The sequence below is a fragment of the Escherichia sp. KCJ4928 genome (assembly GCF_004352695.1).
Lineage (GTDB): Bacteria > Pseudomonadota > Gammaproteobacteria > Enterobacterales > Enterobacteriaceae > ECMA0423.
Genome location: NZ_SJWV01000017.1, coordinates 1 through 16,710 on the forward strand (window position 1 = coordinate 1; position 16,710 = coordinate 16,710).

Sequence of the window (16,710 nt, forward strand, 5' to 3'; positions counted from 1 at the left end):
ATTATTAGGGATGGCTTTATTTTTAACTGCATGAAAAACAAAGACAAACATCATGCTGTAAAAAGCATGATAATAAATTAAAAGCGATGTAAATAATTTATGCACAAAGTTATCCACATGACGATTTGCGAGCGATCCAGAAGATCTACAAAAGATTTTCACGAAAAGCGGTGAAAAACTCATGTTTTCATCCTGTCTGTGGCATCCTTTACCCATAATCTGATAAACAGGCACGGACATTATGGTTCAGATCCCCCAAAATCCACTTATCCTTGTAGATGGTTCATCTTATCTTTATCGCGCATATCACGCGTTTCCCCCGCTGACTAACAGCGCAGGCGAGCCGACCGGTGCGATGTATGGTGTCCTCAACATGCTGCGCAGTCTGATCATGCAATATAAACCGACGCATGCAGCGGTGGTCTTTGACGCCAAGGGAAAAACCTTTCGTGATGAACTGTTTGAACATTACAAATCACATCGCCCGCCAATGCCGGACGATCTGCGAGCACAAATCGAACCTCTGCACGCGATGGTTAAAGCGATGGGACTGCCGCTGCTGGCGGTTTCTGGCGTAGAAGCGGACGACGTTATCGGTACTCTGGCGCGCGAAGCCGAAAAAGCCGGGCGTCCGGTGCTGATCAGCACTGGCGATAAAGATATGGCGCAGCTGGTGACGCCAAATATTACGCTTATCAATACCATGACGAATACCATCCTCGGACCGGAAGAGGTGGTGAATAAGTACGGCGTGCCGCCAGAACTGATCATCGATTTCCTGGCGCTGATGGGTGACTCCTCCGATAACATTCCTGGCGTACCGGGCGTCGGTGAAAAAACCGCGCAGGCATTGCTGCAAGGTCTTGGCGGGCTGGATACGCTGTATGCCGAGCCAGAAAAAATTGCTGGGTTGAGCTTCCGTGGCGCGAAAACAATGGCAGCGAAGCTCGAGCAAAACAAAGAAGTTGCTTATCTCTCATACCAGCTGGCGACGATTAAAACCGACGTTGAACTGGAGCTGACCTGTGAACAACTGGAAGTGCAGCAACCGGCAGCGGAAGAGTTGTTGGGGCTGTTCAAAAAGTATGAGTTCAAACGCTGGACTGCTGATGTCGAAGCGGGCAAATGGTTACAGGCCAAAGGGGCAAAACCAGCCGCGAAGCCGCAGGAAACCAGTGTTGCAGACGAAGCGCCAGAAGTGACGGCAACGGTGATTTCTTATGACAACTACGTCACCATCCTTGATGAAGAAACACTGAAAGCGTGGATTGCGAAGCTGGAAAAAGCGCCGGTATTTGCATTTGATACCGAAACCGACAGCCTTGATAACATCTCTGCTAACCTGGTCGGGCTTTCTTTTGCTATCGAGCCAGGCGTAGCGGCATATATTCCGGTTGCTCATGATTATCTTGATGCGCCCGATCAAATCTCTCGCGAGCGTGCACTCGAGTTGCTAAAACCGCTGCTGGAAGATGAAAAGGCGCTGAAGGTCGGGCAAAACCTGAAATACGATCGCGGTATTCTGGCGAACTACGGCATTGAACTGCGTGGGATTGCGTTTGATACCATGCTGGAGTCCTACATTCTCAATAGCGTTGCCGGGCGTCACGATATGGACAGCCTCGCGGAACGTTGGTTGAAGCACAAAACCATCACTTTTGAAGAGATTGCTGGTAAAGGCAAAAATCAACTGACCTTTAACCAGATTGCCCTCGAAGAAGCCGGACGTTACGCCGCCGAAGATGCAGATGTCACCTTGCAGTTGCATCTGAAAATGTGGCCGGATCTGCAAAAACACAAAGGGCCGTTGAACGTCTTCGAGAATATCGAAATGCCGCTGGTGCCAGTGCTTTCACGCATTGAACGTAACGGTGTGAAGATCGATCCGAAAGTGCTGCACAATCATTCTGAAGAGCTCACCCTTCGTCTGGCTGAGCTGGAAAAGAAAGCGCATGAAATTGCAGGTGAGGAATTTAACCTTTCTTCCACCAAGCAGTTACAAACCATTCTCTTTGAAAAACAGGGTATTAAACCGCTGAAGAAAACGCCGGGTGGCGCGCCGTCAACGTCGGAAGAGGTACTGGAAGAACTGGCGCTGGACTATCCGTTGCCAAAAGTGATTCTGGAGTATCGTGGTCTGGCGAAGCTGAAATCGACCTACACCGACAAGCTGCCGCTGATGATCAACCCGAAAACCGGGCGTGTGCATACCTCTTATCACCAGGCAGTAACTGCAACGGGACGTTTATCGTCAACCGATCCTAACCTGCAAAACATTCCGGTGCGTAACGAAGAAGGTCGTCGTATCCGCCAGGCGTTTATTGCGCCAGAGGATTATGTGATTGTCTCAGCGGACTACTCGCAGATTGAACTGCGCATTATGGCGCATCTTTCGCGTGACAAAGGCTTGCTGACCGCATTCGCGGAAGGAAAAGATATCCACCGGGCAACGGCGGCAGAAGTGTTTGGTTTGCCACTGGAAACCGTCACCAGCGAGCAACGCCGTAGCGCGAAAGCGATCAACTTTGGTCTGATTTATGGCATGAGTGCTTTCGGTCTGGCGCGGCAATTGAACATTCCACGTAAAGAAGCGCAGAAGTACATGGACCTTTACTTCGAACGCTACCCTGGCGTGCTGGAGTATATGGAACGCACCCGTGCTCAGGCGAAAGAGCAGGGCTACGTTGAAACGCTGGACGGACGCCGTCTGTATCTGCCGGATATCAAATCCAGCAATGGTGCTCGTCGTGCAGCGGCTGAACGTGCAGCCATTAACGCGCCAATGCAGGGAACCGCCGCCGACATTATCAAACGGGCGATGATTGCCGTTGATGCGTGGTTACAGGCTGAGCAACCGCGTGTACGTATGATCATGCAGGTACACGATGAACTGGTATTTGAAGTTCATAAAGATGATGTTGATGCCGTCGCGAAGCAGATTCATCAACTGATGGAAAACTGTACCCGTCTGGATGTGCCGTTGCTGGTGGAAGTGGGGAGTGGCGAAAACTGGGATCAGGCGCACTAAGATTCGCCTGAACATGCCCTTTTTTCGTAAGTAAGCAACATAAGCTGTCACGTTTTGTGATGGCTATTAGAAATTCCTATGCAACAACTGAAAAAAAATTACAAAAAGTGCTTTCTGAACTGAACAAAAAAGAGTAAAGTTAGTCGCGTAGGGTACAGAGGTAAGATGTTCTATCTTTCAGACCTTTTACTTCACGTAATCGGATTTGGCTGAATATTTTAGCCGCCCCAGTCAGTAATGACTGGGGCGTTTTTTATTGGGCGAAAGAAAAGATCCGTAATGCCTGATGCGCTATGTTTATCAGGCCAACGGTAGAATTGTAATCTATTGAATTTACGGGCCGGATACGCCACATCCGGCACAAGCATTAAGGCAAGAAAATTATTCGCCGTCCTGCGTTTCTTCTACAGGCTGCATCTCGCTAAACCAGGTATCCAGTTTCTGCCGCAGCTTGTCCACGCCTTGTTTCTTCAACGAAGAAAACGTTTCAACCTGCACATCACCGTTAAACGCCAGTACAGCTTCACGCACCATATTCAATTGCGCTTTACGTGCGCCGCTTGCCAGTTTGTCCGCTTTGGTCAGCAGCACCAGAACGGCGATATTGCTGTCTACCGCCCACTCAATCATCTGCTGATCCAAATCTTTCAGCGGATGGCGAATATCCATTAGCACCACCAGACCTTGCAGGCTCTGACGTTTTTCGAGGTATTCGCCGAGCGCACGCTGCCATTTGCGCTTCATCTCTTCCGGGACTTCCGCATAACCGTACCCAGGCAAGTCAACCAGACGCTTGCCGTCAGCCACTTCAAACAGGTTGATAAGCTGGGTGCGCCCTGGGGTTTTTGAGGTACGAGCCAGGCTTTTCTGGTTAGTCAGCGTGTTCAGCGCGCTGGATTTACCTGCGTTGGAACGGCCTGCAAAAGCCACTTCAATTCCGGTATCGGAAGGTAGGTGGCGAATATCAGGCGCACTCATCACAAAATGCGTCTGTTGATAATTCAAATTAGTCAAAGCGGTCGTCTCCGTCAGTCAAAGCTTTGTGGCGATTATACCTGAACCATAATAAAAGGCGGATTTTTCGGCGTGAGCGTTGTAAGTAAAAGCCATACGCTTTGTGAGACATTGCCGATAGTCTTTATGCGAAATAGCAGAGAAAATTCTGCGATGCATGTCAAATAAGCTATATAAATCAGTGAATTGCTTTTATATAAAACTCTGAAAATGTGCAAATACTGATGGCGGTTGATTGTTTGTTTAAAGCAAAGGCGTAAAGTAGCACCCATAGAGCGAGGACGCTAACAGGAACAATGACTCAGGATGAGGGTCAGGAGCGCCAGGAGGCGAAGACAGAGGATTGTCAGGAAGACAAACGTCCGGAGACGTAATTAAACGGAAATGGAATCAACACGGATTGTTCCGGCTAAAGGAAAAACAGGGTGTGTTGGCGGCCTGCAAGGATTGTAAGACCCGTTAAGGGTTATGAGTCAGGAAAAAAGGCGACAGAGTAATCTGTCGCCTTTTTTCTTTGCTTGCTTTCTGTTAGATTCCGCCGCAAATCTATACTGAATAAAACGGCTAAAAGACGAACCATTATGAAACCATCATCTTCAAACTCACGCAGCAAAGGTCATGCAAAAGCGCGTCGAAAAACACGCGAGGAGCTGGATCAGGAAGCTCGTGATCGCAAGCGTCAGAAAAAACGTCGTGGTCATGCGCCGGGCAGCCGCGCAGCGGGCGGAAACACCACGTCAGGCAGCAAAGGCCAGAACGCACCAAAAGATCCACGTATTGGCAGTAAAACCCCTATTCCATTGGGCGTGACTGAAAAAGTCACCAAACAGCACAAACCGAAGAGTGAGAAACCTATGCTTTCACCGCAGGCGGAGTTGGAATTACTGGAAACGGATGAGCGTCTGGATGCGCTGCTGGAACGTCTGGAAGCAGGCGAAACCCTGAGTGCCGAAGAGCAATCCTGGGTGGATGCTAAACTGGATCGTATTGATGAGTTGATGCAGAAACTCGGCCTCTCTTATGACGATGACGAAGAAGAGGAAGAAGACGAGAAGCAAGAAGACATGATGCGTCTGCTGCGGGGCAACTAACGGATTGCCGCCGTGGGCCTTCCCGTTCTGCTGATAACCCTTCCGGTTATATGTTATCTGGTGTGGTTATTCGTTAAACTACAGCGGTTGTCGCGGCGACAAAAGTGGCTGCGCAACCGGCTGATGACCCGAAACGGGCATCCGCCGGTACGCCGTAGCCGCCAGAGACGCCATCGGAAGGAGTGAGCATGTCTGTACAGCAAATCGACTGGGATCTGGCCCTGATCCAGAAATATAACTATTCCGGGCCACGATACACCTCGTACCCGACCGCGCTGGAGTTTTCAGAAGACTTCGGCGAACAGGCGTTTTTACAAGCCGTGGCGCGCTATCCTGAGCGTCCATTATCTCTCTACGTACATATCCCGTTCTGCCATAAGCTTTGTTACTTCTGCGGTTGCAATAAGATTGTTACTCGCCAGCAGCACAAGGCCGATCAGTATCTGGACGCGCTGGAGCAAGAAATCGTCCATCGTGCACCGCTGTTCGCCGGGCGTCACGTCAGCCAATTGCACTGGGGCGGCGGAACGCCGACGTATCTGAATAAAGCGCAAATCAGCCGCCTGATGAAGCTGCTGCGCGAAAACTTCCAGTTCAATGCCGATGCGGAGATTTCGATCGAAGTCGATCCGCGGGAAATCGAACTGGATGTACTCGATCATTTACGCGCCGAAGGCTTTAATCGCCTGAGCATGGGCGTGCAGGACTTCAACAAAGAAGTGCAACGTCTGGTTAACCGCGAGCAGGATGAAGAGTTCATCTTTGCACTGCTTAACCATGCGCGTGAGATTGGTTTTACCTCCACCAACATCGACCTGATTTACGGCCTGCCGAAACAGACGCCGGAGAGTTTCGCCTTTACCCTGAAACGTGTGGCGGAGCTGAACCCCGATCGTCTGAGTGTCTTTAACTACGCGCATCTGCCGACCATTTTTGCTGCTCAGCGCAAAATCAAAGATGCTGACCTGCCGAGTCCGCAGCAAAAACTCGATATCCTGCAGGAAACCATCGCCTTCCTGACGCAATCGGGCTATCAGTTTATCGGTATGGATCACTTTGCCCGTCCGGATGACGAGCTGGCGGTGGCCCAGCGTGAAGGCGTGCTGCATCGTAACTTCCAGGGCTACACCACTCAGGGCGATACCGATCTGCTGGGGATGGGCGTTTCCGCCATCAGCATGATTGGCGACTGCTACGCGCAGAACCAGAAAGAGTTGAAGCAGTACTATCAGCAAGTGGATGAACAAGGCAATGCGCTGTGGCGTGGTATTGCGCTAACGCGTGATGACTGTATTCGCCGCGATGTGATTAAGTCGCTCATCTGCAACTTCCGTCTGGATTACGCCCCTATTGAGAAACAGTGGGATTTGCACTTCGCTGATTACTTTGCGGAAGATCTCAAGCTGCTCGCCCCGTTAGCAAAAGATGGGCTGGTGGATGTGGATGAGAAGGGAATACAGGTGACGGCGAAAGGTCGCTTGCTGATCCGCAACATTTGCATGTGCTTTGATACCTATCTGCGCCAGAAAGCGCGGATGCAGCAGTTCTCACGGGTGATTTAAATAGTGAATGGCGCTTCGTTTACAAAGTAGAAAACGAAAGCGCCATCAATGTGCTGAGAACAAGATTGCCTGATGCGCTACGCTTATCAGGCCTACAAAACCTGTTGAAAATATTGCTTTTGTAGGCCGGATAAGGCGTTCACGCCGCATCCGGCATGAACAAAGAGCACTTCATCAGCAATCTGAAACTCAACTAAACAGCCCAATCATTGCGGCACACAGCACGGCAGCAACGGCAGTTTGCGGTGTGTGGCTGTCAACTGCGCCACTCGATACCAGATTAATTATTGATTCCAGCATAATGACTCTCCCCGTTTTCCGGGCAAGATCATACTGAACTTATCGGAACAGTAAAGCGTAAAATACCAGCAATTTGCGCTCAATAATCAATCTTTACACACAAGCTGTGAATCACTCCATCCCCAGCTCTTTTAACTTACGCGTCAGGGTGTTGCGGCCCCAGCCGAGTAGCCGCGCCGCTTCCTGTTTATGCCCCTGCGTATGTCGCAACGCGGTCGTCAGTAACGTCCGCTCCAGCTCTGGCTGCGCTTCGGAAAGCAGATTTTGATGACCGGAACGCAGCGCTCTGTCTGCCCACTGCGCTAAAAGTGTCGCCCAACTGTCCGGTTGCATTTGCGAAGTACTCTCCGCAACCGTTGATTCAAACAGTTCGCCGGGCAAATCCTGAATCAACACTTCCTGCCCGGCGGCCATCACCGTTAGCCAGCGGCAGGTGTTTTCCAGCTGGCGTACGTTGCCTGGCCACGCCAGACGCGTCAGAGCAGCTTCGGTTTCCGGATGCAGCAACTTCGCTTCTACGCCCAGTTCGCGCGCGGCAACCTGTAAAAAATGGCGCGCCAGACGGGGAATATCTTCCCGACGTTCGCGCAGCGGCGGCAGATGAACGCGGATAACGTTCAGGCGGTGGAACAGATCCTCACGGAACTTACCTTCCTGCACTCGCTGTTCGAGATTCTGGTGAGTGGCAGCGATAATCCGCACATCCACTTTCACCGGCGCATAGCCGCCAACGCGGTAAAACTGACCGTCTGCCAGCACGCGCAGCAAACGCGTCTGCACATCCAGCGGCATATCACCAATTTCGTCGAGGAATAATGTACCGCCATCGGCCTGTTCAAAACGCCCCTGACGAATGGTATTCGCGCCAGTAAACGCGCCTTTCTCGTGGCCAAACAGTTCTGATTCGATCAAATCTTTTGGGATAGCTGCCATATTCAGCGCGATAAACGGCGCTTTGGCGCGCGGACTGTGGCGATGCAGGGCATGAGCGACCAGTTCTTTACCGGTGCCGGATTCGCCGTTAATCAGCACGCTAATAGAAGAACGCGAAAGCCGACCGATAATACGGAACACGTCCTGCATGGCTGGCGCTTCGCCGATGATATCGGTCGTTGGGCCGTTAAGCTGAATATTACGCGGCTGCTGCTGTTCCTGATAATGGCTGATGGCGCGCTCAACCAGCGCCACGGCTTCGTCGATATCAAACGGTTTGGGCAGATAATCAAACGCCCCTTGTTGATAGGCGCTGACGGCAGCATCCAGATCGGAATGTGCGGTCATAATGATGACCGGAAGCATCGGATGGCGCTGTTTAATCTGCTTGAGCAGTGCCAGCCCGTCCATTCCCGGCATACGGATATCTGAAAGCAGCACATCCGGCGTTTTGCTCGCCAGCGCCTCCAGTACCTCCGCGCCGTTCTCAAATGTCGTACAGGTTAAACCCGCTCCAGCGAGCGCACGTTCAAGCACCCAACGGATGGAACTATCGTCATCGACTACCCAGACTATCCCTCGTTGCATAAACGTCACCTTTATTTCCTGATAGGCAGGTAAACCGAGAACTCGGTATGCCCTGGCCAACTGGTAAATTCAATTTTGCCTGAATGCTGATCAATCAAATTACGAGCGATGGATAAGCCAAGCCCGGTGCCACCTTCGCGGCCGCTGACCATCGGGTAAAACAGCGTATCCTGCAAATGAGGCGGAATGCCTGGCCCGTTATCTTCCACATCAATCCGCGCCGCCAGCCGGTAGCGTTCGCCGTGTAAGGTCAGTTGAAACGCGGTGCGGGTACGCAGAATGATTTCACCGCCTTCCGGCCCCAGCGCCTGTAGCGCATTGCGCACAATATTCAGCAAGACCTGTTCAATTTGATCCGGGTCGTGCGCCAGTTCCGGCAGGCTGGGATCGTAATCACGAATCAACCGCACGTTGTCCGGCAGTTCCATCGACACCAGCGTTACCACGCGTTCAGCTACTTTGTGAATACTTTCGGTAACGCGCGTACCGGGCAGCTGCGGCCCCAACAGACGGTCGACCAGATTTCGCAGCCGGTCCGCCTGTTCGATAATCACTTTGGTATATTCGAGTAGTGATGGGTCAGGTAACGCTTTGCTGAGCAGCTGCGCCGCGCCACGTAAACCGCCAAGCGGATTTTTAATCTCATGTGCCAGGCCGCGCACTAAATCACGGGCAGCAACCTGCTGGGCGTGCTGTAGCTGTTCCTGACTTAAGCGGCGCTGGTTATCCATCGGAGCCATCTCCAGCAGGATCATGCCGTCCGGCATACGCTGGGCCGTCACAGAAAGGATATGCGAGCGCCCGTCGATGACCAGCGTCACTTCGTTATCGGTAAAACCTTGCCCCGCCTCCAGACTTTCTTGCATCAGCTCGATATTTAATGAGAAGTAGCTCAACAGTTCCGGTAACGGTGTACCAAACAATTTGCGGGAGCTTTGGGCGAGCAGTTGTTGCGCGGCGGGGTTGGCGTAATGGATCGCCAGGTTGTCATCGATTAACAAAATACTGTTAATCAGCGAGTTGAGGATCTGCCCAGCATCGGGCTGCGTGCCTGTTGCCATAAAGCAGTCTCCTGAACAGGTTGCACCATTTTAGTGCATTATAGCTTTTTACGGATAAAAAGCGCGAAGCATCAGAGAATTGACGGAGAAAAAAGCCCATGCAGAGATGGGCTGAAAGTTTCCACGGCAACTAAATCCCGGCGTTGTTGCGCCGGGTAGTACAACTTCAACTATTAGACGCTGTAGTACAGCTCAAACTCTACCGGATGCGGAGTCATACGCACGCGGTCATCTTCTTCGCGACGCAGAGCGATGTACGCATCAATTGCTTCGTCAGTGAACACGCCACCGGCTTTCAGGAACTCGCGGTCCAGATCCAGTTCGTTCAGTGCTTCTTCCAGAGAGCCTGCAACCTGTGGGATCTCTTTCGCTTCTTCTGGCGGCAGGTCATACAGGTTTTTGTCCATGGCTTCGCCCGGATGGATCTTGTTCTTGATACCATCAAGACCGGCCATCAGCAGGGCAGCAAAGCACAGGTACGGGTTAGCCGCCGGGTCCGGGAAACGTACTTCGATACGACGTGCTTTCGGAGAAGAAACCACCGGAATACGGATAGACGCAGAACGGTTACGCGCAGAGTAAGCCAGCATTACCGGTGCTTCGTAGCCCGGGACCAGACGCTTATAAGAGTTGGTGGTCGGGTTTGCCAGGGCGTTAATCGCTTTAGCGTGTTTGATTACGCCGCCAATGTAGTACAGCGCCTGCTCAGACAGACCTGCGTATTTGTCGCCTGCGAACAGGTTAACGCCGTTTTTAGACAGAGACATGTGGCAGTGCATACCGGAGCCGTTATCACCGAACATCGGTTTTGGCATAAAGGTCGCGGTTTTACCGAAGCGGTGCGCTACGTTGTGCACAACATATTTGTAGATCTGAATTTCGTCAGCTTTTTTGGTCATGGTATTGAAGCGGGTAGCCACTTCGTTCTGACCAGCAGTCGCTACTTCGTGGTGATGGGCTTCAACCACCAGACCCATCTGTTCCATCACCAGACACATTTCAGAACGAATATCCTGAGCAGAGTCTACCGGCGGAACCGGGAAGTAACCGCCTTTCACTGCCGGACGGTGACCTTTGTTACCACCTTCGTATTGGGTGGAGGAGTTCCATGCGCCTTCGATATCGTCGATAGCAACGTGGGAACCAGAGATAGATGATCCGAAACGGATGTCATCGAACAGGAAGAATTCAGGTTCTGGCCCGAACAGTACGGTGTCGGCAATGCCAGTGGAACGCAGGTAATCTTCGGCGCGCTTCGCAATAGAGCGCGGGTCACGGTCATAGCCTTGCAGGGTGCCAGGTTCAAGGATGTCGCAACGGATAATCAGGGTGGAGTCGGCGAAGAACGGGTCAATCACTGCGGTGGATGCGTCTGGCATCAGCACCATGTCGGATTCGTTAATGCCTTTCCAGCCGCCAATCGAGGAGCCGTCAAACATTTTGCCTTCTTCGAAGAATTCAGCATTCACCTGATGAGCAGGGATAGTGACGTGCTGTTCTTTACCTTTGGTATCGGTGAAGCGCAAATCAACAAACTTCACTTCGTGCTCGTTCAGCATCGTCAGTACGTGTTCAGCGGACATACTTTAACTCTCCTGGATTGGTCATTGTCGTCGTGGTAACGAAATCTGCAATTATTTTGGCCGTGTCGCCGTAAAAAAGATAAAGCGAAATCTGTGCCAACTTTTAAATTGCCCCTAAAAGGCGTTATCATGCTTAACATCGTGCAAAAGGGCTGCACCATGATGTGAATGTTGCACCAATATAGTGCTTCAATGGAAACATTAAGCACCATATTGGTGCAATGACCTTTGGATAACCCTTTTTATGCTCCGTGAAAGCGATCACAAAGGGACTCTGCAATACTTGTTTGCGGAGGATGTTTGTGATCCTGTTTTGTAGTGCGATTAATCCGTGTACAATAACGCGCTATTTCTAATGCCTGAGGCAAAGTTGTGATCGAAAAATTGCGTAATATCGCCATCATCGCGCACGTAGACCATGGTAAAACCACCCTGGTAGACAAGCTGCTCCAACAATCCGGTACGTTCGACTCTCGTGCCGAAACCCAAGAGCGCGTGATGGACTCCAACGATTTGGAGAAAGAGCGTGGGATTACCATCCTCGCGAAAAACACCGCTATCAAATGGAATGATTACCGTATCAACATCGTTGATACCCCGGGGCACGCCGACTTCGGTGGTGAAGTTGAACGTGTAATGTCCATGGTAGACTCAGTGCTGCTGGTGGTTGACGCATTTGACGGCCCGATGCCGCAAACGCGCTTCGTAACCAAAAAAGCGTTTGCTTACGGCCTGAAGCCGATTGTTGTTATCAACAAAGTTGACCGCCCTGGCGCGCGTCCTGATTGGGTTGTGGATCAGGTATTCGATCTGTTCGTTAACCTCGACGCGACCGACGAGCAGCTGGACTTCCCGATCGTTTACGCTTCTGCGCTGAACGGTATCGCGGGTCTGGACCACGAAGATATGGCGGAAGACATGACCCCGCTGTATCAGGCGATTGTTGATCACGTTCCTGCGCCGGACGTTGACCTTGACGGTCCGTTCCAGATGCAGATTTCTCAGCTCGATTACAACAGCTATGTTGGCGTTATCGGCATTGGCCGCATCAAGCGCGGTAAAGTGAAGCCGAACCAGCAGGTCACTATCATCGATAGCGAAGGCAAAACCCGCAACGCGAAAGTCGGTAAAGTGCTGGGCCACCTCGGTCTGGAACGTATCGAAACCGATCTGGCGGAAGCTGGCGATATCGTTGCGATCACGGGCCTTGGCGAACTGAACATTTCTGACACCGTTTGCGACACGCAAAACGTTGAAGCGCTGCCGGCACTCTCCGTTGATGAGCCGACCGTTTCTATGTTCTTCTGCGTTAACACCTCGCCGTTCTGCGGTAAAGAAGGTAAGTTCGTAACGTCTCGTCAGATCCTGGATCGTCTGAACAAAGAACTGGTACACAACGTTGCGCTGCGCGTAGAAGAAACCGAAGACGCCGATGCGTTCCGCGTTTCTGGTCGTGGCGAACTGCACCTGTCTGTTCTGATCGAAAACATGCGTCGTGAAGGTTTCGAACTGGCGGTATCCCGTCCGAAAGTTATCTTCCGTGAAATCGACGGTCGTAAACAAGAGCCGTATGAAAACGTGACGCTGGACGTTGAAGAACAGCATCAGGGTTCTGTAATGCAGGCGCTGGGCGAACGTAAAGGCGACCTGAAAAACATGAATCCAGACGGTAAAGGCCGCGTACGTCTCGACTACGTGATCCCAAGCCGTGGTCTGATTGGCTTCCGTTCTGAGTTCATGACCATGACTTCCGGTACTGGTCTGCTGTACTCCACCTTCAGCCACTACGACGACGTACGTCCGGGTGAAGTGGGTCAGCGTCAGAACGGCGTACTGATCTCTAACGGTCAGGGTAAAGCGGTCGCGTTCGCGCTGTTCGGTCTGCAGGATCGCGGTAAGCTGTTCCTCGGTCACGGTGCAGAAGTTTACGAAGGTCAGATTATCGGTATTCATAGCCGCTCTAACGACCTGACTGTAAACTGCCTGACCGGTAAGAAACTGACCAACATGCGTGCTTCCGGTACTGACGAAGCCGTTGTTCTGGTTCCGCCTATCCGCATGACTCTGGAACAAGCTCTGGAGTTCATCGATGATGACGAACTGGTAGAAGTGACCCCGACCTCTATCCGTATTCGTAAACGTCACCTGACGGAAAACGATCGTCGTCGCGCCAACCGCGCACCGAAAGACGATTAATTTCGTTTTTTAGTCATAAAAAACCTGCCAGCGCTGGCAGGTTTTTTTTTACCTGTCGTGAGCGCACACCAATGCGAGTATCTCCCTTATAAGTCTGGGATTACGTCAATAGAGAGCTTTGTCACAATTATCTGCAAAGTCATACGCCGTTAATTGCTTTCTTTTTTGGCGTAAGCGTAAGATGCTTCATCTGGTTTAAACCAAAAGGATTAAACAATGGCGGAGAATCAATCCACCGTAGAAAATGCAAAAGAGAAACTGGATCGGTGGTTGAAAGATGGCATCACCACGCCGGGTGGAAAACTCCCTTCAGAAAGAGAGCTGGGAGAGCTGCTGGGCATTAAACGTATGACGCTGCGCCAGGCGTTGCTGAACCTCGAGGCAGAATCCAAAATCTTCCGTAAGGATCGTAAAGGGTGGTTCGTGACTCAGCCGCGATTTAATTACAGCCCGGAGCTGTCGGCGAGCTTTCAGCGGGCCGCAATTGAGCAAGGGCGGGAACCTTCCTGGGGGTTTACCGAGAAAAGCCGTACCAGCGACATTCCCCAGACGCTTGCGCCACTGATTGCAGTGACGCCATCAACCGAACTCTATCGTATTACCGGCTGGGGGGCGCTGGAAGGACATAAAGTTTTCTATCATGAAACATATATTAATCCTGAAGTTGCCCCAGGTTTTATTGAACAACTTGAAAACCACTCATTTTCTGCAGTCTGGGAAAAGTGCTACCAAAAAGAGACGGTAGTAAAAAAATTGATTTTCAAACCCGTCAGAATGCCGGGCGATATCAGCAAGTATCTTGGCGGTTCTGCGGGTATGCCAGCGATCTTAATTGAAAAGCATCGCGCCGACCAGCAAGGCAATATTGTCCAGATAGATATTGAATATTGGCGATTTGAGGCCGTAGACCTCATCATTAATCTGTAGGTGTTTTATGGTGACAATAAATAACGCAAGAAAGATTCTACAACGTGTCGACACTCTTCCTCTTTATTTACATGCTTATGCCTTTCATTTAAATATGCGGCTGGAAAGAGTGTTGCCTGCTGATTTACTTGATATCGCAAGTGAAAATAATCTACGTGGCGTCAAAATCCATGTTCTGGATGGCGAGCGTTTTTCTCTTGGTAATATGGACGATAAAGAACTCTCTGCCTTTGGGGATAAAGCCCGCCGTCTGAACCTTGATATTCATATTGAAACCAGCGCCTCAGATAAGGCATCTATTGACGAAGCCGTCGCCATTGCGTTGAAAACTGGGGCATCGTCCGTACGTTTTTATCCACGTTATGAAGGTAATTTGCGCGACGTATTATCGATCATCGCTAACGACATTGCCTATGTACGGGAAACGTATCAGGACAGCGGCCTGACTTTTACGATCGAACAGCATGAAGATTTAAAAAGCCATGAGCTGGTGTCGCTGGTCAAAGAAAGTGAGATGGAATCTCTTTCCTTACTGTTTGATTTTGCGAACATGATCAATGCAAATGAGCATCCCATCGACGCTTTAAAAACGATGGCGCCGCATATTACCCAGGTCCATATCAAAGATGCCTTGATCGTTAAAGAACCGGGTGGCCTGGGTCATAAAGCCTGTATTTCAGGTCAGGGTGATATGCCGTTCAAAGCGTTATTAACGCACCTTATATGCCTGGGTGATGATGAGCCGCAGGTGACGGCATATGGCCTGGAAGAAGAGGTTGATTACTATGCGCCGGCGTTCCGCTTTGAAGACGAAGATGATAATCCGTGGATCCCTTATCGCCAGATGAGTGAAACACCATTGCCAGAAAATCATTTACTGGATGCGCGGTTACGTAAAGAAAAAGAAGATGCAATTAATCAGATAAATCATGTGCGTAACGTACTACAACAAATCAAACAAGAGGCAAACCATCTTCTGAACCACTAATAAGTTTTAACTCATACGCAGTTAATAAAACCATTCCATATGAATGGTCGGTATCTTATTGCCTTTAAAACAGTGATTTTAAAAATCGCTTAGGGGATGTTATGCTCACGAAAAAGAAATGGGCGTTATTTAGTCTATTAACATTGTGTGGCGGTACAATTTATAAATTACCGTCGCTGAAAGATGCGTTTTATATCCCGATGCAGGAATATTTCCATTTGACCAATGGTCAAATTGGTAATGCTATGTCGGTAAACTCATTTGTCACGACAGTGGGTTTTTTTCTGTCTATTTATTTTGCCGATAAACTACCGCGCAGATACACCATGTCATTCTCACTCATTGCGACAGGATTACTGGGTGTTTATTTGACGACAATGCCGGGGTATTGGGGCATCCTCTTTGTCTGGGCGCTATTTGGCGTTACTTGCGACATGATGAACTGGCCGGTCTTGCTCAAGTCGGTAAGTCGATTGGGCAATAGCGAACAACAAGGTCGGTTGTTTGGCTTCTTCGAAACAGGGCGTGGCATTGTCGATACCGTGGTGGCATTTTCTGCGTTGGCAGTATTTACCTGGTTTGGCAGTGGCTTATTGGGTTTTAAAGCAGGCATCTGGTTCTATTCCCTTATTGTGATTGCCGTAGGCATTATTATTTTCTTTGTCCTGAATGACAAAGAAGAGGCACCGTCCGTTGAGGTGAAAAAAGAAGACGGAGCATCGCAAAACACCAGTATGACCTCGGTGCTGAGAGACAAAACCATCTGGCTTATCGCTTTTAACGTCTTCTTCGTTTACGCGGTTTACTGTGGCCTGACATTCTTCATTCCATTCCTGAAAAACATCTATCTATTGCCCGTTGCGCTGGTGGGGGCTTACGGCATCATTAACCAATACTGTCTGAAAATGATTGGTGGACCGATTGGTGGCATGATTTCAGATAAGATCCTGAAATCGCCGAGTAAATATCTATGCTACACCTTTATCATCAGTACCGCTGCGCTCGTACTGTTGATTATGCTGCCGCACGAAAGTATGCCGGTCTATTTAGGGATGGCATGTACGCTGGGCTTTGGCGCGATAGTCTTTACACAGCGAGCCGTATTTTTTGCACCTATCGGCGAAGCAAAAATTGCTGAAAATAAAACAGGCGCGGCGATGGCGTTGGGTAGCTTTATTGGTTACGCTCCGGCGATGTTCTGCTTCAGTCTGTATGGCTACATTCTGGATTTAAATCCGGGGATTATTGGCTACAAAATCGTGTTTGGCATTATGGCCTGCTTCGCATTCTGTGGTGCGGTGGTTTCCGTAATGCTGGTTAAGCGAATTAGCCAACGTAAGAAAGAGATGCTGGCGGCTGAAGCTTGATTAATGGCCGGATGTGCTTAATCCGGCCAACGAAAACCGTATCAACCGTAGGCCGGATAAGGCGTTTACGTC

Annotated in this window: 13 protein-coding genes and 1 pseudogene; 8 read left to right on the top strand and 6 right to left on the bottom strand. The window is 50.4% G+C overall.

All coding sequences use genetic code 11. The features are described from left to right. On the bottom strand, positions 1 to 183 hold a 183-nt coding region (locus tag E0D98_RS04680), incomplete at its 3' end, for a hypothetical protein (RefSeq protein WP_000010549.1). A gap of 58 nt (positions 184 to 241) precedes the next feature. Here E0D98_RS04680 and polA point away from each other — a divergent pair. Continuing rightward, the gene (polA, locus tag E0D98_RS04685) at positions 242 to 3,028 is read left to right on the top strand and encodes a DNA polymerase I (protein ID WP_000250006.1); all 2,787 of its coding nucleotides are present in this window, start codon (positions 242 to 244) and stop codon (positions 3,026 to 3,028) included. Positions 3,029 to 3,409: 381 nt separating this feature from the next. Here the strand turns inward: polA and yihA are convergent, their stop codons facing one another. Further along, a complete protein-coding gene (gene yihA, locus E0D98_RS04690; protein ID WP_000183349.1) occupies positions 3,410 to 4,042 on the bottom strand; it encodes a ribosome biogenesis GTP-binding protein YihA/YsxC in 633 nt (210 codons plus the stop codon). A gap of 296 nt (positions 4,043 to 4,338) precedes the next feature. Here yihA and E0D98_RS27815 point away from each other — a divergent pair. The 3 genes and pseudogenes from E0D98_RS27815 to hemN all read left to right on the top strand — a co-directional run bounded on the left by E0D98_RS27815 (position 4,339) and on the right by hemN (position 6,695). Further along, positions 4,339 to 4,505, top strand: a pseudogene (locus E0D98_RS27815) (hypothetical protein). A 118-nt stretch (positions 4,506 to 4,623) separates the two neighbouring features. Beyond that, entirely contained in the window at positions 4,624 to 5,133 is a 510-nt protein-coding gene (yihI, locus tag E0D98_RS04695) for a Der GTPase-activating protein YihI (RefSeq protein WP_001295266.1), read from the top strand. Positions 5,134 to 5,321: 188 nt separating this feature from the next. Continuing rightward, positions 5,322 to 6,695 carry an oxygen-independent coproporphyrinogen III oxidase gene (gene hemN / locus E0D98_RS04700; RefSeq protein ID WP_000116090.1) on the top strand — a complete coding sequence of 458 codons (1,374 nt, stop codon included), beginning with the start codon at positions 5,322 to 5,324 and terminating at the stop codon, positions 6,693 to 6,695. A 189-nt stretch (positions 6,696 to 6,884) separates the two neighbouring features. On the opposite strand, the gene E0D98_RS04705 is transcribed toward hemN, so the two are convergent. The 4 genes from E0D98_RS04705 to glnA all read right to left on the bottom strand — a co-directional run bounded on the left by E0D98_RS04705 (position 6,885) and on the right by glnA (position 11,160). After that, positions 6,885 to 6,995, bottom strand: a complete 111-nt coding sequence (locus E0D98_RS04705) for a YshB family small membrane protein (RefSeq protein ID WP_000893994.1) — start codon at positions 6,993 to 6,995, stop codon at positions 6,885 to 6,887. A gap of 111 nt (positions 6,996 to 7,106) precedes the next feature. Then, the gene (gene glnG, locus E0D98_RS04710; RefSeq protein ID WP_001188776.1) at positions 7,107 to 8,516 is read right to left on the bottom strand and encodes a nitrogen regulation protein NR(I); all 1,410 of its coding nucleotides are present in this window, start codon (positions 8,514 to 8,516) and stop codon (positions 7,107 to 7,109) included. An 11-nt stretch (positions 8,517 to 8,527) separates the two neighbouring features. Further along, entirely contained in the window at positions 8,528 to 9,577 is a 1,050-nt protein-coding gene (gene glnL / locus E0D98_RS04715) for a nitrogen regulation protein NR(II) (RefSeq protein ID WP_000190577.1), read from the bottom strand. Between the two features lie 173 nt (positions 9,578 to 9,750). Further along, on the bottom strand, positions 9,751 to 11,160 hold the full coding sequence (gene glnA / locus E0D98_RS04720; RefSeq protein WP_001271717.1) for a glutamate--ammonia ligase: 1,410 nt from the start codon (positions 11,158 to 11,160) through the stop codon (positions 9,751 to 9,753). Positions 11,161 to 11,532: 372 nt separating this feature from the next. On the opposite strand from glnA, the gene typA reads away from it, so the two are divergent. The 4 genes from typA (at position 11,533) to E0D98_RS04740 (ending at position 16,638) form a co-directional block, all read left to right on the top strand. Next, the gene (gene typA / locus E0D98_RS04725; protein WP_000570668.1) at positions 11,533 to 13,356 is read left to right on the top strand and encodes a ribosome-dependent GTPase TypA; all 1,824 of its coding nucleotides are present in this window, start codon (positions 11,533 to 11,535) and stop codon (positions 13,354 to 13,356) included. A 216-nt stretch (positions 13,357 to 13,572) separates the two neighbouring features. Next, positions 13,573 to 14,283 (top strand): GntR family transcriptional regulator, encoded by a 711-nt coding sequence (locus tag E0D98_RS04730; RefSeq protein WP_000829806.1) that lies wholly within the window; start codon positions 13,573 to 13,575, stop codon positions 14,281 to 14,283. Positions 14,284 to 14,290: 7 nt separating this feature from the next. Beyond that, positions 14,291 to 15,271, top strand: a complete 981-nt coding sequence (locus E0D98_RS04735) for a TIM barrel protein (protein ID WP_000256396.1) — start codon at positions 14,291 to 14,293, stop codon at positions 15,269 to 15,271. Positions 15,272 to 15,372: 101 nt separating this feature from the next. Then, complete coding sequence (locus E0D98_RS04740) at positions 15,373 to 16,638, top strand: MFS transporter (RefSeq protein WP_000956320.1); 1,266 nt, start codon at positions 15,373 to 15,375, stop codon at positions 16,636 to 16,638. The last annotated feature ends 72 nt before the right edge of the window (positions 16,639 to 16,710 follow it).

What these genes read in the sequence shown, in the direction of transcription:
- polA (WP_000250006.1), top strand. Translation starts at nt 242, where the DNA reads ATGGTTCAGATCCCCCAAAATCCACTTATCCTTGTAGATGGTTCATCT.
- yihI (WP_001295266.1), top strand. Translation starts at nt 4,624, where the DNA reads ATGAAACCATCATCTTCAAACTCACGCAGCAAAGGTCATGCAAAAGCG.
- hemN (WP_000116090.1), top strand. Translation starts at nt 5,322, where the DNA reads ATGTCTGTACAGCAAATCGACTGGGATCTGGCCCTGATCCAGAAATAT.
- E0D98_RS04705 (WP_000893994.1), bottom strand. Translation starts at nt 6,995, where the DNA reads ATGCTGGAATCAATAATTAATCTGGTATCGAGTGGCGCAGTTGACAGC.
- glnG (WP_001188776.1), bottom strand. Translation starts at nt 8,516, where the DNA reads ATGCAACGAGGGATAGTCTGGGTAGTCGATGACGATAGTTCCATCCGT.
- glnL (WP_000190577.1), bottom strand. Translation starts at nt 9,577, where the DNA reads ATGGCAACAGGCACGCAGCCCGATGCTGGGCAGATCCTCAACTCGCTG.
- glnA (WP_001271717.1), bottom strand. Translation starts at nt 11,160, where the DNA reads ATGTCCGCTGAACACGTACTGACGATGCTGAACGAGCACGAAGTGAAG.
- E0D98_RS04730 (WP_000829806.1), top strand. Translation starts at nt 13,573, where the DNA reads ATGGCGGAGAATCAATCCACCGTAGAAAATGCAAAAGAGAAACTGGAT.
- E0D98_RS04735 (WP_000256396.1), top strand. Translation starts at nt 14,291, where the DNA reads ATGGTGACAATAAATAACGCAAGAAAGATTCTACAACGTGTCGACACT.
- E0D98_RS04740 (WP_000956320.1), top strand. Translation starts at nt 15,373, where the DNA reads ATGCTCACGAAAAAGAAATGGGCGTTATTTAGTCTATTAACATTGTGT.